Annotated in this window: 19 protein-coding genes; 7 read left to right on the top strand and 12 right to left on the bottom strand. The window is 67.2% G+C overall.

Translation table 11 applies throughout. The features are described from left to right. The first annotated feature begins 206 nt into the window (after window positions 1–206). Both ASC87_RS10430 and ASC87_RS10435 read left to right on the top strand, forming a co-directional pair. Window positions 207–2,204: a glycoside hydrolase family 3 protein gene (locus tag ASC87_RS10430; RefSeq protein WP_056660607.1), complete on the top strand. Its 1,998-nt coding sequence runs from the start codon at window positions 207–209 to the stop codon at window positions 2,202–2,204. A gap of 89 nt (window positions 2,205–2,293) precedes the next feature. Further along, a complete protein-coding gene (locus ASC87_RS10435; RefSeq protein WP_056660610.1) occupies window positions 2,294–3,328 on the top strand; it encodes an AraC family transcriptional regulator in 1,035 nt (344 codons plus the stop codon). A gap of 6 nt (window positions 3,329–3,334) precedes the next feature. Here ASC87_RS10435 and ASC87_RS10440 read toward each other — a convergent pair whose 3' ends face one another. The 4 genes from ASC87_RS10440 to ASC87_RS10455 all read right to left on the bottom strand — a co-directional run bounded on the left by ASC87_RS10440 (window position 3,335) and on the right by ASC87_RS10455 (window position 7,115). Next, window positions 3,335–4,300: a S1C family serine protease gene (locus ASC87_RS10440; protein WP_056660613.1), complete on the bottom strand. Its 966-nt coding sequence runs from the start codon at window positions 4,298–4,300 to the stop codon at window positions 3,335–3,337. Next, window positions 4,297–4,908 carry a hypothetical protein gene (locus ASC87_RS10445; protein WP_056660617.1) on the bottom strand — a complete coding sequence of 204 codons (612 nt, stop codon included), beginning with the start codon at window positions 4,906–4,908 and terminating at the stop codon, window positions 4,297–4,299. Before ASC87_RS10445 ends, ASC87_RS10440 begins: the two co-directional genes overlap by 4 nt. A 127-nt stretch (window positions 4,909–5,035) precedes the next feature. Next, window positions 5,036–6,019 carry a tripartite tricarboxylate transporter substrate binding protein gene (locus tag ASC87_RS10450; protein ID WP_157603955.1) on the bottom strand — a complete coding sequence of 328 codons (984 nt, stop codon included), beginning with the start codon at window positions 6,017–6,019 and terminating at the stop codon, window positions 5,036–5,038. Window positions 6,020–6,047: 28 nt separating this feature from the next. After that, entirely contained in the window at window positions 6,048–7,115 is a 1,068-nt protein-coding gene (locus ASC87_RS10455) for a lactonase family protein (protein WP_056660620.1), read from the bottom strand. Between the two features lie 249 nt (window positions 7,116–7,364). Here ASC87_RS10455 and ASC87_RS10460 point away from each other — a divergent pair, with 249 nt between their 5' ends. Then, window positions 7,365–8,348: a TRAP transporter substrate-binding protein gene (locus ASC87_RS10460; protein ID WP_157603956.1), complete on the top strand. Its 984-nt coding sequence runs from the start codon at window positions 7,365–7,367 to the stop codon at window positions 8,346–8,348. A gap of 230 nt (window positions 8,349–8,578) precedes the next feature. Then, window positions 8,579–9,121, top strand: coding sequence for a hypothetical protein (locus tag ASC87_RS10465; protein WP_157603957.1), 543 nt, complete (start codon window positions 8,579–8,581; stop codon window positions 9,119–9,121). Between the two features lie 15 nt (window positions 9,122–9,136). Here ASC87_RS10465 and ASC87_RS10470 read toward each other — a convergent pair whose 3' ends face one another. The 8 genes from ASC87_RS10470 to ASC87_RS10505 form a co-directional block, all read right to left on the bottom strand. Beyond that, window positions 9,137–10,474, bottom strand: a complete 1,338-nt coding sequence (locus ASC87_RS10470; protein ID WP_056660628.1) for a hypothetical protein — start codon at window positions 10,472–10,474, stop codon at window positions 9,137–9,139. A 228-nt stretch (window positions 10,475–10,702) separates the two neighbouring features. Further along, window positions 10,703–12,889: a xanthine dehydrogenase family protein molybdopterin-binding subunit gene (locus ASC87_RS10475; protein WP_056660631.1), complete on the bottom strand. Its 2,187-nt coding sequence runs from the start codon at window positions 12,887–12,889 to the stop codon at window positions 10,703–10,705. Window positions 12,890–12,900: 11 nt separating this feature from the next. Continuing rightward, entirely contained in the window at window positions 12,901–13,359 is a 459-nt protein-coding gene (locus ASC87_RS10480; RefSeq protein ID WP_056660634.1) for a (2Fe-2S)-binding protein, read from the bottom strand. 16 nt (window positions 13,360–13,375) lie between these two features. Then, complete coding sequence (locus ASC87_RS10485; protein WP_056660638.1) at window positions 13,376–14,425, bottom strand: NAD(P)-dependent alcohol dehydrogenase; 1,050 nt, start codon at window positions 14,423–14,425, stop codon at window positions 13,376–13,378. Window positions 14,426–14,462: 37 nt separating this feature from the next. Continuing rightward, window positions 14,463–15,494: an amidohydrolase family protein gene (locus ASC87_RS10490; protein ID WP_056660641.1), complete on the bottom strand. Its 1,032-nt coding sequence runs from the start codon at window positions 15,492–15,494 to the stop codon at window positions 14,463–14,465. A gap of 253 nt (window positions 15,495–15,747) precedes the next feature. Continuing rightward, window positions 15,748–16,443, bottom strand: a complete 696-nt coding sequence (locus tag ASC87_RS10495) for a type 1 glutamine amidotransferase domain-containing protein (RefSeq protein WP_056660643.1) — start codon at window positions 16,441–16,443, stop codon at window positions 15,748–15,750. Window positions 16,444–16,535: 92 nt separating this feature from the next. Next, window positions 16,536–16,835, bottom strand: coding sequence for a hypothetical protein (locus ASC87_RS10500; protein ID WP_056660646.1), 300 nt, complete (start codon window positions 16,833–16,835; stop codon window positions 16,536–16,538). 41 nt (window positions 16,836–16,876) lie between these two features. Next, window positions 16,877–17,446, bottom strand: a complete 570-nt coding sequence (locus ASC87_RS10505) for a flavodoxin family protein (protein WP_056661222.1) — start codon at window positions 17,444–17,446, stop codon at window positions 16,877–16,879. Window positions 17,447–17,563: 117 nt separating this feature from the next. On the opposite strand from ASC87_RS10505, the gene ASC87_RS10510 reads away from it, so the two are divergent. The 3 genes from ASC87_RS10510 to ASC87_RS10520 all read left to right on the top strand — a co-directional run bounded on the left by ASC87_RS10510 (window position 17,564) and on the right by ASC87_RS10520 (window position 20,324). Continuing rightward, on the top strand, window positions 17,564–18,472 hold the full coding sequence (locus ASC87_RS10510; RefSeq protein WP_056660647.1) for a LysR family transcriptional regulator: 909 nt from the start codon (window positions 17,564–17,566) through the stop codon (window positions 18,470–18,472). 188 nt (window positions 18,473–18,660) lie between these two features. Beyond that, window positions 18,661–19,050, top strand: coding sequence for a putative quinol monooxygenase (locus tag ASC87_RS10515; RefSeq protein WP_157603958.1), 390 nt, complete (start codon window positions 18,661–18,663; stop codon window positions 19,048–19,050). Then, on the top strand, window positions 19,047–20,324 hold the full coding sequence (locus ASC87_RS10520; RefSeq protein ID WP_056660648.1) for a low temperature requirement protein A: 1,278 nt from the start codon (window positions 19,047–19,049) through the stop codon (window positions 20,322–20,324). The genes ASC87_RS10515 and ASC87_RS10520 overlap by 4 nt, the downstream gene beginning before the upstream one ends. The last annotated feature ends 294 nt before the right edge of the window (window positions 20,325–20,618 follow it).

The raw sequence follows: 20,618 nt of genomic DNA on the forward strand, positions 1-20,618 counted from the left end.
ATTGGGAAAATAATCCCAAATCGGTCCGCTGTCCATACGTGGACACGCGAACGGTGCATGCGGCAAGGAATTGTTAAGAATTTGTCACGCAATCGAAAACCCTGCTCCCGCCGGCGAAACCGCCGCTCCCCGGAGCGAAGTGGTCCGGCCGCCGTTCGTGCAAATTTTCACACCCGTGGTCGTGGACCATGATTCTGGAGAAAGCGATGCGACATTCCCGGACGCCAGCCACCTGGGTGGCCGCCAGCCTGATCGGTGCCAGCGTGCTGCATGGATGCGGCGGCGGTGACGATGCGGCCACCCCCCAGACCCCCGTGACCCAGGCCCCCCTCGGCCGCACGACCGCCCCGCTGCTCACGGTGGCCGGGTTCCAGTTCAAGGACCTGAACCGCAACGGCCAGCTCGACGTGTACGAGGACTGGCGGCAGCCCGCTGGCGTGCGCGCGAACGACCTGGTGGCCCGCATGACCCTGGCCGAAAAGGCCGGCGCGATGATGCACGGCACCGCCCCCACCACCGCCACCGGCTACGACCTCACCGCCTTCGCGGCGCTCGTCAACGACACCGGCGTCAACAGCTTCATCACCCGCCTGAGCCTGCCCGCCCAGGCGATGGCCGAGGCCTCCAACCAGTTGCAGGCCGTGGGGGAAGGGTCGCGGCTCGGCATCCCCGTGTCGATCAGTTCGGACCCCCGCCACCACTTCCAGTACACCGCCGGCGCCAGCGTCGACCCGGGCAGCTTCTCGAAGTGGCCGGAAACGCTGGGCCTGGCCGCCATCGGGGACGCGGAACTCGTGCTGCGTTTCGGGGACATCGCGCGGCAGGAGTACCGCGCCGTGGGCATCCAGCTGGCCCTGTCGCCCCAGGCGGACCTCGCCACCGAACCCCGGTGGGCCCGCACCACCGGCACCTTTGGCGAAGACGCCGACCTCGCGAAGCGCATGGTCCAGGCGTACATCGAGGGGTTCCAGCACGGCGGCGCCGGCATCGGGCGGGACAGCGTGGTGGCGGTGGTGAAACACTGGGTCGGGTATGGCGCCGCGAAGGACGGGTGGGACAGCCACAACGTCTACGGCAAGTTCATGACCTTCCCCGGCAACAACTTCGCGTACCACCTGAAGCCCTTCGAGGGGGCGTTCGCGGCGCGGGCCGGGTCGGTGATGCCCACCTACTCGGTGGCCGCCGAGCCGTTGACCTACGACGGCATCACGTTCGAGGCCGTGGCCGCCGGGTTCAACAAGCAGATGCTGACCGACCTGCTGCGCACGAAGATGGGCTTCCAGGGGGTGGTGCTGTCCGACTGGCTCATCATGAACGACTGCGCCGACGAATGCCTCACCGGCGCGCCGGCCGGCACGTCGCCCTGGGCCTACATCGGCAAGCTCGGGATGCCGTGGGGCGTGGAGAACCTGACCAAGGCGCAGCGGTACGTGAAGGCCGTGAACGCGGGCATGGACCAGTTCGGTGGCGTGACCGAAAGCCAGTACCTGATCGACGCGGTGACGAACGGTGACCTCACCGAAGCCCGCCTCGGCGAGTCGGTGTACCGCATCGTGCTGCAGAAGTTCCAGCAAGGGCTGTTCGAGAACCCGTACGTCGACCCGGCGGCGGCCGCGGTCACGGTGGGCCAGGAAGCGTTCCTGACGGCGGCGGCCGAGGCCCAGCGCAAGTCGCTCGTGCTGCTGGAAAACAGGAACGCCGTGTTGCCGCTGGCGGCGTCGGTGAAGAAGGTGTGGCTGCACGGCATCGACCCCGCCGCGGCCGAGGCCCAGGGGTACGTGGTCGTGAGCCAGCCCGAGGACGCGGACGTGGCGCTGCTCCGTGTGGCTGCGCCCTACCAGCAGCCGCACGCGACGTTCGTGTTCGGGTCGATCCAGCACGAGGGCAGCCTCGCCTACGAGGATGGCAACGCCGACTACGAGGCGATCAAGGCCGCCAGTGCGAAGGTGCCCACGATCGTCACGGTCTACCTCGACCGTCCGGCGATCCTGACCAACGTGCGTGACAAGGCCGCGGCCGTGCTCGGCAACTTCGGGGTTGACGATGCCGCGCTGTTCGACGTGCTCACCGGCAAGGCCGCACCACAGGGCAAGCTGCCGTTCGAGCTGCCATCGTCGATGGCCGAGGTGGAGGCGCAGCGGTCGGACGTGCCGTATGACACGGCGAACCCGCTGTATCCTGTGTTCCACGGGCTGTCGTACTGACCGCCCCCAAGGGACGGGCCGTGCCCGGCCCAGAGCCCCGGTCCGGGTCGCCGCGTGCGGTGGCCCAGGCCCCAAGGAGGCCCCGCCGCATGGATGTCAGAGCCAAGACCGTGTCCAACGCCATTGCGCGGGGCGTGTTGCAGGTGGCGGAAAGCCTCGACGTGTCGGGCGAGCAGTTCCTGCGGCTCGCCGGGCTCACCCGGGCCGAGGTGTTCCAGCCCCACGGCCGTGTGGCCGGGCACAAGCACCAGCGGCTGATGCGGCTCACCGAACACGCGCCCGTCAACACGAGCCTGTTGCGGGGCGGCCTCGAACCGCTGTTCGCCGACTATCTGAACCTCGCTTCGGTGTGCACCAACTGCGCCACGTTGCGCGAGGCGGTCGACACCTTCCTGCGGTACCGCGGCGTGATCGGTGAACTCGACGTGCTCGTGTGCCGGGAGCGCGACGACGCACTGCTGTTCGACTACATCTCCGACGACCCGCTTGAGTCCAGCGGCAAGAGCGCGCTGGCCAACTTCGCGATGCTCGTGAAACTGGTTCGCCACTACAGCCTCGACCGCGCACCGCGCTTCGACTGCGCGTTGCAGGCCGCACCGCTGCGCCAGGCGGCCGCGGTGGAGGCGTTTTTCGAGGGGCCGGTGGCCAGCCACCAGGCCGCCAACCAGCTCAAGGTGACGTGCGCCGCGCTGGACACGCCCTTCCCCCACCACAATCCGCTGTTGCACGCGGTGTTCCTCGCGTCGCTGTCGGCCGAGCACTCGGCCATCGTGCAGCCGGACTCGTTCGCGGGCCGCGTGACCCAGTTCGTGCGCGATGCGCTCGTGTCGGGCGGGGATGAACCGGAGGTGTCGGACGACCGGTTGCTCGACCAGCTCTGCGAGGCGATGAACCTCACCCGCTGGACCGTGCGCCGCCGCCTGCAGCGCGACGGGTGCACCTACAAGGACCTGGTGGTGCACGTGAAACTCGCGGAGGCGCGCCGCCTGCTGCGCGAGGACACGATGCCGCTCGGCCTGATCAGCGACCTGCTCGGGTTTGCGTCGCAGGGGTCGTTCACGCGCTTCTTCAAGGCGAACGAAGGCGTGGCACCCCTCACCTACCGGCGCGCGGCGCCGGGGTGACGGGGCTCACTTCGTGTTCGACGTGGTGGCCGGGCCGGTGCGGTAGACGATCTTGTTGTCGAGGGCGTAGAGCGTGCAGGGCTTGTGCGCGCGCTTCTCGCATTCGAACAGTGCAGTCACCTGCGGGCTCATGCCACGCGATGCCCACGCGTGGTGGCCGTTGTCCGAGATGGCAAACGCGCGGGGCTCATCGGCCTTCAGGTATTCCTGGTCGTAGACGGCCTGTGTGCGGGTGTCCAGCAGCGGGGCCCCGTTCGCGGCTGCGGGGCTCGAGGCGGCCGCGTCGCCACCCTGGGTGCGGCCGCGTGCCGCTGCATGGCGCTGGGGCAACTCGCGCCAGTAGTCCACCGGGATCGCGAAGTTCAGGTTCTGCGAGGCGCCGTCGCCGATGAAGGCCGTGGTGATCCCCACCAGCCGGCCTTGTTCGTCGAACAGGCCGCCGCCGCTCGACCCCTGCGAGATGGGCGCCGATGTCTGGATGGCGAACAGGCGGCTTGATTCGTCCTTGCGCAGGCTCGACACCAGGCCTGCGCTGAGGGTCAGCTCGAGCCCTTGCGGGGCACCAACGGCGTAGGCCGCCTGCCCCACGACCAGCTTCTGCGTGTCGGCGGTCTCGACCGGGGGGGCCTGCAGGTTGCGCACCTGCACCTGGCAGATGTCGCGCTCCACGTCCCAAAGCATCAGCGTGCCGTCATAAGTGGCCTTGTCGCGGGCGACCACGAACCGGGCGGCCTTGCGCAGCACATGGCAATTGGTGATCAGCGTGTCGGCGGCCACCACGACGGCGCTGCCGAGGCCCAGCCTCAGCCCTTCCTTGTCGTAGGTGCGGACGATCCAGACGCTCGGGGATACCTTGGCGAATACCTCGGCCGGGGGCAGCGCCCGTGCCGGTGCGCCAGACAGGGCGCCGAGGCAAACGAGCACGGAGGGGGCCCACCGGGCCACGGGCTTCAGGAGGATGGCGGCCATCATGGGCGGCTCAGGTTCTGGAGGTCGTCGTCCGCCGTCGGTGCGTTGCCCTGAGGCGCCGACGGCTTCTGCTTGGCGGTGTCGTTGTCGGTGGCGGCCGTGAGGAGGCGGGTCTGGCTCATCGGGATGCAGATGTTCTCGGCGGAGTTGCGCCGGCGCAACGTGGGTTCGGCGACCGGGCGGTCGGGGTCGGTCACGTCGAGGAGCCGGGAGGCGCAACCCCCTTCTCGTGCGCTCATGGTGATGACGTACGAACGGCCCGCCTGGGGCAGGAACGACCAGCGGATCGCACACACCGTGCGGTCGGGTTTGTAGAGGGCGGCGCTGACGGTGGACAGCTCGCCGGCGCGCAGCCGGGTGGCGTCGGGGTTGTGGGTGGCGGTGCCGGCACCCGCCTTCTGCGGCTCCATGCAGGTTTCGGCGTTGCCGAAAACGAACACCCCGTAGGTGTCGCCCGCGGGGATGTAGCCCCGCATCAGCAGGCGCGCGGTGTGCGTTCCGGCAGGTGCGAGGTAGGTCGGAAGCGGTTGTTGCGGCGGCTGCGCGCAGCCCACCAACACGAATCCGATGCACACAGCCACGAGGCCGCGTGCGAACCGACGGTAGAACATGGCGTGATCGAGGTTGCCGGCATCAGTGCCGCGCGATTACAGCACGGGCGTTTGCCCGTGCAAAGGTGACCGCACCACGTCACGCGCCCGGAACGTCAATACTTCGCGCCGCCGGGCGTGCGGAGGTTCACAACTCCAGCTTCGCGTCCTTCGCAACCTTCTCCCACTTGACGATCTCCGCCTTCTGGAAGGCGCCGAGCTGGGCGGGTGTCATCGGGGCGTACTCGACACCCATCGCCTGCAGGCGTGCCGCGGTGGCGGTCTGCCCGGCCATCTTCGCGAGTTCCTCGTGGAGCCTCGTGATGATGGGCTGCGGTGTGCCGGCGGGTGCGAAGAAGGCCTGCCACGAGCTCACGTCGAACCCGCGCAACCCCGACTCGGCGAGCGTCGGCACGTCGGGCAGCGCCTTGGCACGTTTGCCCGAAGTCACGGCCAGCGCGCGGATGCGGCCGGTCTTGATCTGCGGCAGTGCCACCAGGGCGGTGTCGAAGCTCATCGGGATCTGCCCGGCGATCAGGTCCTGCATCGACGGGCCGCTGCCCCGGTAGGGCACGTGGGTGATGTCGACGCCCGCATCCAGCTTGAACTTCTCGCCGGACAGGTGCTGTGAACTGCCGGCGCCTGCCGTGCCGAACGACAGCGAGCCCGGCTTGGCCTTCGCGGCGGCGATCAGTTCCTTGACCGAGTGGATCGGCTGCTGCGCGTTGACGAGCATCACGTTGGGCACGTTGCCGATGAAAAACACCGGCACGAAGTCTTTCACCGCGTCGTACGGCACCTTCTTCTGGACCGCGGGGATGATCGCGTGGGACGAGATGGTGCCCAGCACGATCGTGTAACCGTCCGGCGGCGACTTGGCCGCGGCGTCGGACCCGATCATGCCGCCGGCACCCCCGCGGTTTTCCACGATGACCGTCTGCTTCAGCGCCTCCTGCAGGCGTTCGCCCAGCAGGCGCGCGAGGGCGTCGGACGTGCCACCGGCCGCGAACGGCACGATGATCTTGATCGGCTGCTTGCGCGGCCACGTGTCGTCCTGGGCGTGGGCCACGTTGAGGCCCAGGCCGCCCGCGACAGCGGCGGCACAGGCGAGGAGGGTTCGGCGACGGATCATGAGGGGCTCCTCGGAATGATGGATGGCTTCAAGGCAGGTCGACGATCTCGACCCAGTTCGGGTTCTTGCCCACGGGCAGGCGGCGTGCCTCGCCGAGGGCCCCGGTGGCCGGATCGATGGGGTACAGCGACACCGAATGCGATTCCTGCCCCGCCGCGACAAGGAAGCGCCCCGATGGGTCGATGGCAAAGCCGCGCGGTGTCTTTTCGGTGGGGGTATGCCCGGCAGGTTCCAGGATGCCACTGACGCTGTCCACGCGGAAGGTGGCGAGCGTGCTGGACGTCCGCTCGGACGCGTAGAGGAACCGGCCATCGGGGCTCAGGTGCATGTCCGCGGCCCAGGGTTTGCCGGTGAACCCGGCCGGCAGCGTGGTGGTCCGCTGCAGGTGGCGCATGGCGCCGCTGGCCGAGTCCCACGCGAACACGTCGAGGGAGGCATCGAGCTCGTTGAGCAGGTACAGGTGCTTCTGGGCCTTGTCCCACACGAAGTGCCGCGCGCCCGACTTCGGCACGGTCTTGACTACGGCAGGGTCGTTGGCGCTGAGCTGCCCCTTGGCGGCATCGAAGCGCCACACCGACAGGTTGTCGCCTCCGAGGCTGGTCGCGACCACGAACTGGTTGCTGGCGTTGGCGTGGATCGCGTGGGCGTTCGGCGCGGTCGGTATCAGCTGCTGGATGGCGCCGGCCGCACCTTTGTCGTCGATGCTGTTGACCGTGATCTTGTGGCCCGGGTACGACGCGGCGAACAGCCAGCGGCCCGAGTGGTCCACGTCGATGTTGGCCATGCTGTCGGCGAGCGGGGCTTCGCCCAGCTTCTTCAACTTGCCCGAGGTGGCATCGATCGCGAAACTGACCACGCGGAACGGCTGGGAGCGCAGCGCGGCATAGAGGAAGCGCTTGTCGGGGCTGACGGCCAGGGGCATGACCGTGCCGCCCACGGCCACCGTCTCGATGGAGGTGAGCTGACCCGACTGGTGGTCGAGTTGGAGAACCGACACCTCCTGGCTGTCGGCATTGGCCACGTAGACCATCGTGGCGGCGGTGGCGGGCAGGCTGCCCAGCGCGAACAAGGCGGCCAGCAGGGAGCCGCGGGACATGGAATGGAGAGTACTGCGCACGGAAATCCTTCGGATTCGTTGTCAGTCGTCTGACAACTTGTGCGAAGCATTTTCCAACGGCCCGGACCGGTCAATCGTCGTATTCCCGTGTCAGCGGAACCACGTATGCCTTCCATGTGGCATTTCTGCACGTTCCGTGCCGGGATGTCGGGGGCGGGCTCTTGACCCGCATCCGGTGGACACGAACCATTGCCGCTCGTTGTAGGATATCTGATCAAGGCGGTACCCATGAACAAACAGACGAAGCTGCGCCGCCTGCTGGTGGCGTTGGCGTGCGGGTTGGGGGCGGCGGCCGCGTGGCCCCAGTCGGCGTTGCGCGCCTGGAACACCCATCCCGAGGGCTACCCCGTCACCGAGGCGCTGAAAAGTTTCGCCCAGGACGTCGACACCGCCACCCGCGGCAAGTACAAGATCCAGGTGTTCTCGAACGCGGTGCTCGGCGACCAGGTCAAGGCCATCGCCATGCTGAAGTCCGGAGAGATCGAGGTCGCCGAGTTCAACTCCGGGCAGCTGTCGGAGTTCGCGCCCGGCCTGAAGGCGTTCAACCTGCCCTTCCTGTTCCTCGATGCCGCGCACATGTTCCGGTACCTCGACGGGAAGATCGGCGACCGCCTGGCCGAGCAGCTCAAGGCCTCGGGCTTCGTGGTGCTGGGCTGGTACAACGGCGGCGCGCGCTCGTTCTATTGCGCCGGCAAGGCGCCGGCCAAGCCGGAAGACATGGTGGGGCTGCGCGTGCGGGTGCCGCAGTCCGAGGTGTACACCGAGATGGTGAAGCTGCTGGGCGCCACGCCGGTGGTGCTTCCGTACAAGGACGTGCTCGACGGCTTCCAGCAGGGCAAGATCGACTGCGCCGAAGGCAACGTGCCGTCGTTCGAGGCGACCGGCCACTACAAGCAGGCCAAGTTCATGCTGCTCGACAACCACGTGATCTCGCCCGAGCTGCTGGTGGTGTCCACGAAACTCTGGAACAGCCTGGACGACCGCGAGAAGGCCCTCTTCAAGGAGGCGGGCGCGAAGTCGGCCCGGCTCATGCGTGACCTGTGGGAGAAGCGCGTGGTCTCGGCTCGGGCCGCCGTCGCGAAGGACGGCGTCCAGTTCACCACGGTCAAGGACTTCTCGCCCTACGTGCGCAAGATGTCACCGCTGTACGGCAAGTACATGGCCGACCCCGCGGTGCGCGGAGACCTGTTCGCCATCATTGGCAACCAGTGACCGGCCTGGTGGCGGGCGGTGCCCGCCATCGATCGCCTGCACCAATCGGATCGAGGGCGAGCAGACCCGGCCGATCGAGATCGAAGACGCGCTGCATCGGGACTTCTACAGGAGATGAGAACGCTGTCCATTGGCAGCATTGGCTTTGCCAAGCCTCATGTCAGCGTAACGGTGGACACTCGTCGAATTCTTCACGACGCTCCCATCCATCAATGACAGCAAGACAATCCATGCGCAATGCCTGCATCGCGATGGCGGTGAGTTCACTCCTGGCTGCTTGCGGGTCGCACGATCCCAAGCCGCCCGAGCGAATGCCACCCGCACCTGCTGCCTACAACACGCTGATACTGCCACCAGTGGGGTACGGACGTTACCAGGGCCGTCAGATGTCTGAATCCGATGACGCGTGCGGCGTGCCGGACCCGTTGCGTCAGGCGGTACAAGATCAGCTGGCAGCGCAGTATGAATTCGTGCTCCCCGTGTTGGGTACCGGTAGGGATGCCGCCCCTTTGCTGAAGATCGACATCATGGACATCGTGACCGTCAGCGCGGGCGGCCCCACGATCGTGGTCATCCATGTGGTGCTCGAACGACCGGGCCTGCCAGCAGCGCAATTCACAGGCACGCGCCAGATGCACACGCCGTCTTCCGATATCACGGCGGAGACAACCGAATGCAGCGCCATGGGGGCGGTGATTCACGCGTTGGGCGTGGACATTGCGACATGGATGCGCAAGCCGGTGGACGGGTTATTCCTGGTGAACGGGGGGTGACGGGGCCAAAACCGTTCAGCCGAACCCCTTTTCCTGCAACTCCGGGAAGTTCCAACTTGCCAGGTGTGTGAGTTCCTTGGCTTGTCCGAACGGAATGCGTTCGGGCACGGGTTGGTCATGGGCCGGCGCCGCCACCTGTGCGGCGATGCGCTTCACGCCGGGCGTCTTGTCCAGCCCGGCGAACCACCCTTCCCAGCGCTTGCCGTCTGTTCGATCACGAAAGTTCAGGCGCTGCACCTGCTCTGCCGTGGGCGGCGTTGGCGAAACGATGTCGAGGTATTCCATCCGACCGCGCGTGATACCTCGTGCGTCGGTGCACACCTCGTGGCAGTACGCCGCGCCCCACAGATCTTCCCGGTAGCGCACCGCATACACATCACCCGCAGCCACCGGCCCGCCCACAGCCTTGGGCCGGGCGGGTGGTGCAGCCGTCTTGGGGCGAGCTGCCTTCACGGCTTTCAGCGCCACCGGTTCGCTTGCCGGGCGCCGCAGGTGACCGAAAAGCCGCGTGACCAAGGCTTCGTTCAATCCGTCGCTGCTGCGCCACCAAGCCAGCGGTCCGGGCACTTCCACCCGCGTGTTGGGCCTCTGGTCGCGATCCACGGCACTCGTGAACTGCGTGAACATGCCAGGGCGTTCTGCTGTCGCCATCACGCCGATGAGTGCCAGCGCTTCGAGCAGCGTTTCACAGCGGTACTGATTGTTGCTGGCCAGCAGTTTCGCGTCCTTGAGCGCGCTGCGGGCCTTGCTGTAACGCGCATCGGGTGGCAACCCGCGCAGCAGGTCCAGTACTTGGTGAAACACCCAGATGTCGCGATCGGTGGGCTGGGGCCAGGCCGCCGAATCGCTGCCCAGCGAATCTTCAAGTGCGAGCACGCCGGCCAGCGGCCCTTCGCTGGAACCCCAACCCGCGCCCTGCAGCTGCCGGAAATACGATCGCATCGTGCGATCCTCGCTGCCGTCGCTGTGAAAGCAGATGCGGCATGTGATGCCCGTGGCATGGCTCGACATCGGTAGCGCGGTGTGCGCCGGCATGGCCAGGCCGAGCGCCGTGGCCGGCAGCACGGTCAGCCATTGCAGCCCGGCCGAGCCGAGCGACGCCACGAATGCCCCGGCCGCGCGCTGCAGGTCGACTGCAGCAGCAGCCGATTGCAGCCGGGCGATGGCCTCGTCATGCGGCATCGAGACGAACGTGTTCGGCAACAAGCCGGCATCGGCCAGTGCCTGGCGCTCGGCCGCCGTGAAGGTGTCAGGAATGCGATGGCAGTAGTTGCGCTGCTCGTCGAAGTAGCTGTTGCCAGTTGCATAGACGCGCTTGAGCAAGGCGAGGATGTCGGCAGCGGCGTGAATCATTTTTCAGGTATCTGGATTCGGTTCTACCTCGGCGGACCTTGACCGCCTGGCAGCCTGCAAGGGCGAAGTCGCGCTCGGGCCAGTGAAGGCTGGCAGGTGGAATCGATCATAGCGATCTGGCGAAGGGCTGGTCGTGCGCTCCTGCAATGAGGCACGCAATGAAACTCATGCTGCCCGGGAACATTTCGCGCTGGTCACTGCCCACTGGCCAAACCGGCGGGCGGCAGCTCAGGATTTCAGCAGCTCCGTGTCGAACGGCAGGCGTCGCAGTCGCTTGCCGGTAGCTGCGGCAATGGCATTGGCCACGGCCGGCGCCACCGGCGGCACGGCGGGTTCGCCCATGCCGCTGGGCGCCTCGGCGGAGGCCAACAGATGCACTTCGACACGCGGCATCTCGTTGATGCGGATCGGCGCGTAGTCGTGAAAGTTGGACTGCTCCACGGCGCCGTCCTTCAGGGTGATCTCGCCGTGCAGCGCCGCGGACAGCGCGAAGCCGACGGAGCCCTCGACCTGGGCGCGTACGTTGTCAGGGTTGATCGCGATGCCGCAATCAACCGCGCTGACGATGCGGTCGACCTTCAGGCTGCCGTCGGGTTTGACCGTGACCTCGGCCACATGGGCGACGAAGGAGCCGAAGGCCTCATGCACGGCCACGCCGCGGCCACGCCTGTCGCCGGGTCCGCCGGCGGCTAGCGGCTTGTCCCAGCCAGCCTTCTCTGCAGCGAGCTTGAGCACGCCGGCATGTCGGGGGTGCTTGGCCAGCAGCGGCAGCCGGAAGGCGACCGGGTCCTGCGAGGTTGCAGTGGCGACTTCGTCAATGAAGGTCTCGGTGGAATAGGCCGTGTGCGTGGAGCCAACTGAGCGCCACCACAACACCGGTACCGGGACGTCGGTGGGAGTGTGCAGGTCGACGTGCAGGTTGGCGATCGCGTAGGGAAGCGTGGCCGCGCCTTCGACGGACACCGGGTCCACACCGTTCCTGACCCTCATGGCGAACGGCGTGCCCGCGAGGATGGATTGACCGACCAGCCGGTGCCGCCAGCCCGTCAACTGGCCCTGCGCGTCGATCGCCGCCTCCAGCGCGTGGTGGAAGGCCGGGCGGTAGTAGCCGCCACGCATGTCGTCTTCGCGCAGCCACACCAACTTGACCGGCGCCGGCCTGCGCAGGGCCTTGGCGATGTGGACGGCCTCCAGCACATAGTCGGACGCGGTGCTCGCACGGCGGCCGAAGCTGCCGCCAGCGAAGAGCATGTTGATGCTGACCTGCTCGGGCTTGAGGCCCAGCAGTGTGGCCACACTCATCTGGTCAGCCGTCTGCGACTGCTCGCCGTTCCATATCTCGCAGCCGTCGGCGCCCAGGCGCACGACACAGTTCATCGGCTCCATGGTGGCGTGCGCCAGATAGGGGAAGTCATAGGCTGCCTTCAGCACGCGTGCAGGAGCTGCAAAAGCGTGGTCGGGCGCGCCGTCCTGGCGGGCAACTGCGCCGGGCTTCTGGGCCAGTTCGTGGTAACGCTGGAAGATCTGCTCCGAGCCGAGCTTGAAGGCCGCACTGTCGTCCCAGATGACCTGAAGCGCATCGCGTCCCTTTTTGGCGGTCCAGGTGTCCTTGGCCACGACCGCCACGCCTGTGGGGATCTGCACCACCTCGACCACGCCCTTGACCGCCAGCGCCTTGCGCGGGTCGAAGGACTTGACCTTGCCGCCGAAGCGGGGCGAATGGGCCACCACCGCCGTCAGCATGCCGGGCAGGTGGACGTCCTGCGTGAAGCGCGCGCTGCCGTTGGTCTTGGCCAGCGAGTCCTTGCGCGGGGCATGCTTGCCGATCAACCGGAAGTCCTGCGGCGCCTTCAGCTTCACGTCGGCCGGCACGGGCTGTGCCGCGGCCGCTGCTGCGAGCTGGCCGAAGCGGGCCTGCCGCTGTGTGGGCGCATGCGAGACGACGCCCTGGCTGACAGAGATCTCCGCGGGCGACACCTGCCACTGCTGCGCGGCGGCTGACACGAGCATGGCGCGCGCCGAGGCGCCGGCACGGCGCAGCTGCTCCCAGGAGTTGGCCATGGCCGTGCTGCCACCGGTGCCTTGCATCGGTCCCATGCGCAGGTTGTTGTAGCGCCGAGCGTCTGCAGGCGCGGCCTCCACCCGCACTTGCGACCAGGCCGCGTCGAGTTCTTCGGCCACGATGGTGGCAAGGCCCGTGTAGGTGCCCTGGCCCATCTCCAAGTGCTTGGAGATGACGGTAACGCTGTCATCGGCGGCCACGCGGACGAATGCATTGGGTTCGAACACCACAGGCGTGCCAGGCGCAGCCGGCGCCGCAGCGCTGCGCGGCAGGTAGACCGCCAGCGTCAGCGCCCCGGTGCCCTGCAAGAAGTGGCGACGGCTTTCGTTGATGATCGTGATCGTTTGGGTCATGGCGACTCTCCTCAGGCCAGCGACCGTGCTGCTTCGTGGATGGCCGCGCGGATGCGGACATAGGTCGCACAGCGGCAGATGTTGCCGCCCATCGCCTCGTCGATGTCGGCATCGGTTGGGAGGCGCTTGCGCCTGAGCAACGCCACCGCGCTCATGATCTGGCCGGACTGGCAGTAGCCGCACTGCACGACGTCCAGCCGCAACCAGGCGGCCTGCACGGCCTGGCCGACGCGGTCGGCGCCGACGGCCTCGATGGTGACGACCTTCTTGCCGCGCACCGCCGAGATCGGCGTCACGCAGGAGCGCGTCGGCTCGCCGTCGACATGCACGGTGCAGGCGCCACACAGAGCCATGCCGCAACCGAACTTGGTGCCGGTCAGCTGCAGCGTGTCGCGCAGCGCCCAAAGCAGCGGGGTGTCGGCAGCCGCGTCGACGCGCGTGGCTTTGCCGTTGATATCGAGTGTGGGCATGAGGCCTCCAGGAATGTCAGGCGCGCAGCGTCGCCATGTCGATGACGAAGCGGTACTTCACGTCGCTTCTGAGCATGCGGTCGTAGGCCACATCGATCTGCTGGATGGGGATCACCTCCACGTCCGAGGTGACGCCATGGGTGGCGCAGAAATCCAGCATCTCCTGCGTCTCGGCAATGCCGCCGATGAACGAGCCGGCCAGCGCCCGGCGGCCGTAGACGAGGGGCGAGGTGTCAAGGGTCTCATCCAGCGGCCCCATGTAGCCGACGAGCACATGGGCGCCGTCGAAGCGAAGCGTCGGCAGATAGGGTGCAACCGAGTGGGCATAGGGCACCGTGTCGATGATGAGATCGAACCGGCCAGACAGCGCGGCCATCTCGGCCGGGTCGGTCGACAGCACGATGTGGTCGGCGCCCAAGCGGCGCGCGTCCTCGGACTTGCCGGGCGAGCGGGTGAACAGCGTCACATCGGCGCCCATGGCGCTGGCGAGCTTCAGGGCCATGTGGCCCAGGCCACCCAGGCCAACGACGCCGACGCGGCTGCCGGGGCCGACGTTCCAGCGTCGCAGCGGCGACCAGGTCGTGATGCCGGCGCACAGTAGCGGAGCGGCGCCGGCCAGGTCCAGGCCATCGGGCACCTGGAGCACGAATCGGTCGGAGACCGTGATGCGCTTCGAGTAACCGCCGAAGGTGCGGGTGCCGTCGTGGCGGTCCGTGCTGCCGTAGGTGAAGGTGGGGCCGTGGTCGCAGTGCTGCTCATGGCCGGTGGTGCAGGGTCTGCAGTGGCGGCAGGAATCCACCATGCAACCCACGCCCACGGTGTCGCCTGGCTTGAATCGGGTCACGCTGGCGCCCACGCTGCGGACCCGGCCGATGATCTCGTGCCCAGGCACGAGGGGGTAGCTGGTGAAGCCGCGGTGGTTGCGCACCAGGTGGAGATCGGTGTGGCAGACGCCGCAGTAGAGGATGTCGATGTCGACGTCGTCAGGCCGGGGCTCGCGGCGCTCGAAGACGAAGGGCGCCAGCGGCGCCGTGGCGGAATGGGCTGCGTAGCCGAGCACGTTCATGGGTTGTTTGCAGGAGGTTGTTGCGCCGGTGACGCGTTTACAGCCCGAGCAGGCGCTCGGCATTGCCGTGAGCGATGAGCGCGCGGTCTGCGTCGCTGACGGGGAGGCTGTCGATGAAGGCGCGCGCACCGTCCAGGCTCTGATACGGATAGTCGATGGAATACAGGATGCGCTCCGCCCCCATCACGGCGTGGATGAATTGGAAGTGCGGCAGGGTCAGCATGCCGCTGGGCGAGACATACACGTGCTCGCGGTAGGTCTGCACGACGGGGCGCTTCAGGCCCGAGGCCTCCTGCGGGATGGCGTCCTCGAGCCTCTGCAGATAGAAAGGCACCATCTCGCCCCAGTGACCGCTGATGACCTGCAGCCCGGGATGGCGGTCAAACACACCAGCCAGCAGCATGCGCACGACCTGGATGCCGGCCTCGTTGTGCCAGCCCCAGGCGAACATCGACAGACGCGCACTGAGTTCCCGCTCGAAGCCGCCGTAGTACGGTGCCCGCACGGCCTGCAGGGGCAGGCCGGGGTGGACATAGAGCGGGACCTTCAGGTCGCTGAGCGTGGCAAGGATGGGCGCGTAGCGCGCGTCATCGAGAAAGGTCTCGCCAGGTCGGCCGTTGATGAGCGCGCCCTTGAGGCCCAGTTCTTTCACCGCCCGTTCCAGCTCGCGGGCCGCTGCCTCGGGCGCCTGCCAGGGCAACGTCGCGAAGCCCGAGAAGCGCTGCGGATGCGCGATGGCCGCCTGCGCCAGCCTGTCGTTCGCGGCCTTGTTCAACTCGATGGACTTGGCAGCCGGCAGCAACTGCGGGAAGCCGCCGTAGGAAAGCACCTGCATGCCGATGCCTGCGCCATCCATGTCGGCCAGTCGTGCCGCCCCCATGTCGAGCGCCTTGCGTGCCGACTCGCTGGGCGCCACGACGTGGGGGCGGCTCGCGTCGGCGACGCGCACACCATCGACCACCCGCCTGCCCCAGTCGGCCAGGTAGGGAGCCTCGTTGCGCACCAGGCCTTGAGTGGCCGCACCGATGCCCGGGTCGAGCACATGTTCTTCGACACAGATCAGTTTCATGGGGCCTTTGCTCCTGCGCACTTCGGACGATCTCGCCCGGGTTGCCGATTCGTTGCCCGACGACGGGGTTGCCGCGGCGGCCTCGAGACCCCAAGGTGCAGAGGCACTGACCAGCGCTGCGCCAACCTTGAGAAGCTGCCGACGCCTATGCCTCGAGGTGTTCGAGAACTTTGACGAATAGGTCGCTGGTCTGGGCATCGAAGCTCCCTGAAGTCCATCCGGCGAGCCGCGGTTCGGGGCGTCGTGCCGTTGCTCAGGCCAACAGTGCGTTGCGAAGCGCGAGGCCAAGGCTGGACGCGGACTGCGGGTTCTGGCCCGTGATCAGGCGGCCATCGACGACGACGTTGTCGGACCAGTTGGCGGAGTCCTGGTGTAGGGCGCCACGCTCGCTGAGCCGGGTGGCCAGCAAGAAGGGCACGACGTGGGCCGCTTGGACTTCCTCTTCCTCGCCGTTGGTGAAGGCCGCGAGCCGTTTGCCGGCGACCAGCAGGCTGCCGTCGGTGCGACGCGCATTAACCAGCGCCGCCGGGCCGTGGCAGACGGCCGAGACGATGCCACCGGCGGCATCGATCTCGCGAATGACCTTCTGCGCACTGGCGCTGTCGGGGAAGTCCCACATCGTGCCGTGGCCGCCCGCGAACATGACGGCCGAGTAGCGGGTGGGGTCGACGTCATCGATGCACAGCGTATTGGTCAGGGCGCGGCGGAATTCAGCATCGGCCCAATAGCGGACGATGACCGGATCCTTCATGTCCTCCAGGCCGTCGAGCGGCGGCTCGCCGCCCTGGATGGAGGCGATCTCCGTGCGGATGCCTGCGTCCTGCAGCTTGGCCATGGGGTGAGTCAGTTCAGCCAGGTTGAAGCCGGTGGGGATGCCGGTGTCGCCCTTGACGGCACAACTGGTGACGACGAGAAGGACGGGCTTGATTTGGGCGGCTTGCTTTGTCATGGTCGTGGGTTCTGGTGGTTAGGCAGGGGTGGGGGAAGCCAAGCCGCGTGCCGAGGAAAGAGGCAAGCTTTGGCAACCGCCGCTCTGAACACTCAGGCGTTGCCTGGTGCGAAAAGCAGTTCCCAGTTCGCGAACGCGCCGAGCGGGATGACTTCCCAGCCGATGAGGCCGGCCTTGGCCAGCGGGAACTCGCCCAGCGCCTTTTGGGCGGCTTCGACCGAATCGGCTTCGGCGATGACGGCCACGCCGGGACGATCCTGGCGGAAGTAGATGTCGCGCACGACACCGCTCTTGTAAAGCTGCCAGCAATGGCGCGCTTCGTCCACCATGTGCGGCTGGTACTTCTCCATCGTGGCGCCGGGTTGCGGGACGTCGAGGCAGAGGAATTTCATGTAAGTGCTCCTTGAAGTGCAGGGTGAACAGAAAGATGGGATCAGTTGCGATTGAGGCGGCTGGCGGTCCGCGCTACGCGCTGGCCGAGGTAGGCAGCGGTATCGAGATCGCTCTGGATGGGCGCTTGCTCGGGGCCTTGGTCGCCGTTGGACTGGGCCATCGCGCCCAGCCAACTGCCCAGCCGGTTGAGGTCGTGCACGCTGCCGTGGCTGTTGTCGTTGCCAGGCTTCAGGTCAAGGCCGACCCAAAGCATCCCGTGCTGGGCCCCGAACAACGCCATCGAGATCAGCGAGTGCAGCTTGTCGCCGTTCTGCGCACCGGAGTTGGTGAAACCGGCAGCGACCTTGTCGCGCCACTTCATGCCGACCCAGGCGGGACGGGTCGAGTCCTCGCAGAATTGCTTGAAGCGCGCGCTCGGCGCGCCGTTGTAAGTGGGAGCGCCGAAAACGATGGCGTCACTGGTTTCGAGCGTCTCCCATGGGGTTTTCCCGTCAGCCAGCGGAATCAGTTCGACCCGCGCGCCCGCCACCTTGAGCACGCCTTGAGCGACAGCTTTTGCCTGTTTGGCGGTGTGGCCGTAGCCGCTGTCATAGACGATGGATATCAGCACGGTTTCCTCGTTGAGATGAGCAAAGAACAACAGCCGCCATGCTAAAGTTGAACCAAATTCTCCATTGGAGAAATAAACATTCATCAATGGCGCCTTGAGGGCGCCAATCGGGCGGAAATGCAGGATCGGCTTGACGGTGTGACGGTGTTTGTCGAGACGGTGCAGGCCGGTGGCTTTGCGCGCGCCGCCGAGCGCCTGGGCCTGTCACGCTCCGCAGTGGCCAAGGCCATTGCGCGAGTCGAGGCCCGCCTTGCGGTGCGCCTCTTCCATCGAACGACACGCGTGCAGAGCCTGACCGACGACGGTCAGCTCTACTACGAGCGCTGCCTGCGGGCGCTGGAGGAACTGCGCCTGGCAGAAGCGTCGCTGGAATCGGGCCGGCACGAGGTCAGCGGCCGCTTGCGGGTGTCCATGCCGGTGCTGTTCGGCCGCCTCTGTGTGGCGCCCGTACTGGTGAAGCTCGCAGGCGCGCACCCCAAGCTGGAACTGGACCTGCTGTTCAGTGATCGTCCGGTGGACGTCATCGGCGAACGCATCGATCTCGTAGTTCGCAACGGCGCCATCGGTGCTGCCGGCGAGCAGTTGCGGGCGCGCCGCCTGTCCAGCCAGAGGAAGGTGCTTTGCGCAGCGCCTGCCTATCTTGCCCAACGCGGGCACCCGGCCGACATCGCGGCCCTGTCGGAACATGACGCGCTGCTGTACCGGCGCGCCGACCATGTTCAGCCCTGGCTGCTACCCGACGACGAGGGCAAGCTGACCGAGGTGACGCTGAGTTCGCGGATGCGCTTCGACGACCTGGCCGTGGTGGCCGATGCGGCGGCGGCAGGCATGGGACTGGCCTGGTTGCCGGAATGGCTGGTCCGCGACCGCTTGGCCGCCGGCCAGCTATTGCCCTTGCTGGATCGGCATCCGCCCGCCTCGGTGCCGTGCCACGCGCTGTGGCCGGCCGCTCAGCACATGCACTTGCGCATGCGCCTGGCGATTGATGCGTTGGTCGCCGAGTTGCCGGACGCCGTCGGCGATTGAGGCTCAGGCCCTGGCTGGCCGCAACAGCGCATGCTGCGGGATCTTGGTAAGGGGCGCGCTGCGGTCGGGCGGATCAGGCAAGCTTTCAGCAGCTTCGGCGTATCGCAAGAGGATGCCGCGCCACAGAATTGGCGGCAGGAGCGTGTGTCGATGAGAAAAGAGATTTCCTGGCCAGTGTCGGTGTGTTCATGCTGAGCAGCATGGTGACGAGACGCCAGGTCCACGAGACCCTGCCTGTGCGGCTTAGGGCGAAGGACAGCCTGGCAGGCGCACCGCTGGTGCGCATCGCGCTGCTCGATATCGACCCTGCGCAACTGGCCGCCTACCGGGCTGCGGTGTCGGAGGAGATCGACGACTCCATCCGGCTAGAGCCGGGCGTGCTGAGCATCTCTGCGCCCGCACTGAAGGACCAGCCGCACCAACTGCGGTTCTTCGAGATCTATGCGGACGCAGCTGCCTGCCGCCGGCACCTCGACTCGGCTCATTTCAGGAAATGCGTCGACATCACCCGGCCCATGATCGCGTCGCGCCGGTTGCTGGAGACGACGCCCTTGTTCCTTTCGTTGAGGCCGCGATGAGCCCCGATCAACCATCGCCGCGGCCCGGAGCCGGCGACGCGCCCGTGGAGATGCCCCCGTCACTTGCCATCTGGCGCCACATGGGTGGCCGCGACATTCATGAGCAGCACCGGGCCTCGACGCCCCTCGAAGCGCTGTTCGACCTCACCGCCGTCGTGGCCGTGGCCGCCGCCGCCACGCGCCTGCACCACAGCTTGCTGGAGCACGGCATCGCCCATGCCGGCGCCGAGTTCGCCGAGTCTTTCTTTGCGATCTGGTGGCCCTGGATGAGCTACACCTGGTTCGCCAGCGCCTATGACACGGATGACGTGCCCTTTCGCATGGCGACGCTGGTGCAGATGATTGGCGTGCTCCTTATTGCGGCGGGCATTCCGCAGGCGCATGGCGCCGAACTCGCGGGCGCGTTGGGTTTTTTCCTGATGCGGGCCGCCCTCGTGGCGCAGTGGTGGCGAGCCTCCCTGGCGCATCCCGAGGGGCGATCCACCTGCCGGCGCTACGCCGTCGGGATCACGCTCGTGCAAGTGCTGTGGGTCGGGCGGGTCGTCCTGGTGCCGCAGGAATGGCTCTTCCCCGCCTTCTGTGCGCTGGCGCTGCTGGAGATGTCGGTGCCGGTGTGGGCAGCGCGCGCTGGTGACACGCCCTGGCATGCCCACCATGTCACGGAACGGTATGGACTCTTCACCATCATCCTGCTCGGCGAGTGCATGGTGGCCGCTGCGAACGCCATGTCGGGCGTGTTGGCCGTGCAGGGTTTGCATCTGGAACTGGCCGTTGTTGCCATCGCCACGGTCGGTCTCATCCTCGGGTTGTGGTGGGCCTATTTCCTGGTGCCGTTCGCGCAGGTGCTGCATCAGCGGCGTGAGCGCGGCTATCTATGGGGCTACGGGCATGCCTTCGTGTTCGCCGCGCTCGTTGTGCTGGGCGGCGTTCTCGAAGTGGCCGCCGATGCGCTGAAAGCCCACGGCTCAGCAGCAGGCGACAGCGCATCTCACGGCCACGTCTCGTCGCTCTATGCCATCAGTCTCTGCTCAGCGACGGTCGCGGCCCTCTTCTTGGCCCTTTGGTGGTTGGGTGGTCAGACGACACGACGAGCGGCTCGCAGCCCTCTCTATGTGCTGCCCGTCCTGGCCGTAGCGCTGCTGGCCGTGGCGCTGGTCGCCGCCGGCGTGCCGTTGTCCTGGGGACTGTTGCTGTTGGCCACAGGGCCTGGCTTCATGCTGATCTGGATCACGCGGGACAGGCAGCGAGCCCCGCATCGGTTCGCGGTGCGGTAACGGCGCCCGGGCTCATATGGCCTGCCAAACGAAGTGTTCGCACAGACGGCTCCCAAGACGCGCAACGGACTTGGCGACGACGGTCAGGGTCAAGCCGACCGTTTTGCGGCGCGTGCGAAGCCGCCGGCGTCCACCGTTTCCACGAACACCGCCACGCCGTCCAGCCAATCTTGCATGCGATTCATTGCCGACCTGCAGGCGACATTGGTTGGAAATTTCTTCGCCACCGGCGCACTCGAGGCAACTCTAGCATCGCGTGGTTTCACCGCGCCCGCACCTGCCATGCGGATCACG

Origin of the sequence: Rhizobacter sp. Root1221, from assembly GCF_001425785.1 — a bacterium.
In the GTDB taxonomy this organism is placed as follows: Bacteria; Pseudomonadota; Gammaproteobacteria; order Burkholderiales; family Burkholderiaceae_C; genus Rhizobacter.

Bases quoted from the DNA above. Each gene is read 5' to 3' on its own strand.
- ASC87_RS10495 (WP_056660643.1), bottom strand. From the start codon at position 16,443: ATGACAAAGCAAGCCGCCCAAATCAAGCCCGTCCTTCTCGTCGTCACC.
- ASC87_RS10445 (WP_056660617.1), bottom strand. From the start codon at position 4,908: ATGTTCTACCGTCGGTTCGCACGCGGCCTCGTGGCTGTGTGCATCGGA.
- ASC87_RS10485 (WP_056660638.1), bottom strand. From the start codon at position 14,425: ATGAACGTGCTCGGCTACGCAGCCCATTCCGCCACGGCGCCGCTGGCG.
- ASC87_RS10470 (WP_056660628.1), bottom strand. From the start codon at position 10,474: ATGATTCACGCCGCTGCCGACATCCTCGCCTTGCTCAAGCGCGTCTAT.
- ASC87_RS10480 (WP_056660634.1), bottom strand. From the start codon at position 13,359: ATGCCCACACTCGATATCAACGGCAAAGCCACGCGCGTCGACGCGGCT.
- ASC87_RS10510 (WP_056660647.1), top strand. From the start codon at position 17,564: ATGCAGGATCGGCTTGACGGTGTGACGGTGTTTGTCGAGACGGTGCAG.
- ASC87_RS10490 (WP_056660641.1), bottom strand. From the start codon at position 15,494: ATGAAACTGATCTGTGTCGAAGAACATGTGCTCGACCCGGGCATCGGT.
- ASC87_RS10475 (WP_056660631.1), bottom strand. From the start codon at position 12,889: ATGACCCAAACGATCACGATCATCAACGAAAGCCGTCGCCACTTCTTG.
- ASC87_RS10520 (WP_056660648.1), top strand. From the start codon at position 19,047: ATGAGCCCCGATCAACCATCGCCGCGGCCCGGAGCCGGCGACGCGCCC.
- ASC87_RS10430 (WP_056660607.1), top strand. From the start codon at position 207: ATGCGACATTCCCGGACGCCAGCCACCTGGGTGGCCGCCAGCCTGATC.
- ASC87_RS10515 (WP_157603958.1), top strand. From the start codon at position 18,661: ATGCTGAGCAGCATGGTGACGAGACGCCAGGTCCACGAGACCCTGCCT.
- ASC87_RS10440 (WP_056660613.1), bottom strand. From the start codon at position 4,300: ATGATGGCCGCCATCCTCCTGAAGCCCGTGGCCCGGTGGGCCCCCTCC.
- ASC87_RS10435 (WP_056660610.1), top strand. From the start codon at position 2,294: ATGGATGTCAGAGCCAAGACCGTGTCCAACGCCATTGCGCGGGGCGTG.
- ASC87_RS10500 (WP_056660646.1), bottom strand. From the start codon at position 16,835: ATGAAATTCCTCTGCCTCGACGTCCCGCAACCCGGCGCCACGATGGAG.
- ASC87_RS10465 (WP_157603957.1), top strand. From the start codon at position 8,579: ATGCGCAATGCCTGCATCGCGATGGCGGTGAGTTCACTCCTGGCTGCT.
- ASC87_RS10450 (WP_157603955.1), bottom strand. From the start codon at position 6,019: ATGATCCGTCGCCGAACCCTCCTCGCCTGTGCCGCCGCTGTCGCGGGC.
- ASC87_RS10455 (WP_056660620.1), bottom strand. From the start codon at position 7,115: ATGTCCCGCGGCTCCCTGCTGGCCGCCTTGTTCGCGCTGGGCAGCCTG.
- ASC87_RS10460 (WP_157603956.1), top strand. From the start codon at position 7,365: ATGAACAAACAGACGAAGCTGCGCCGCCTGCTGGTGGCGTTGGCGTGC.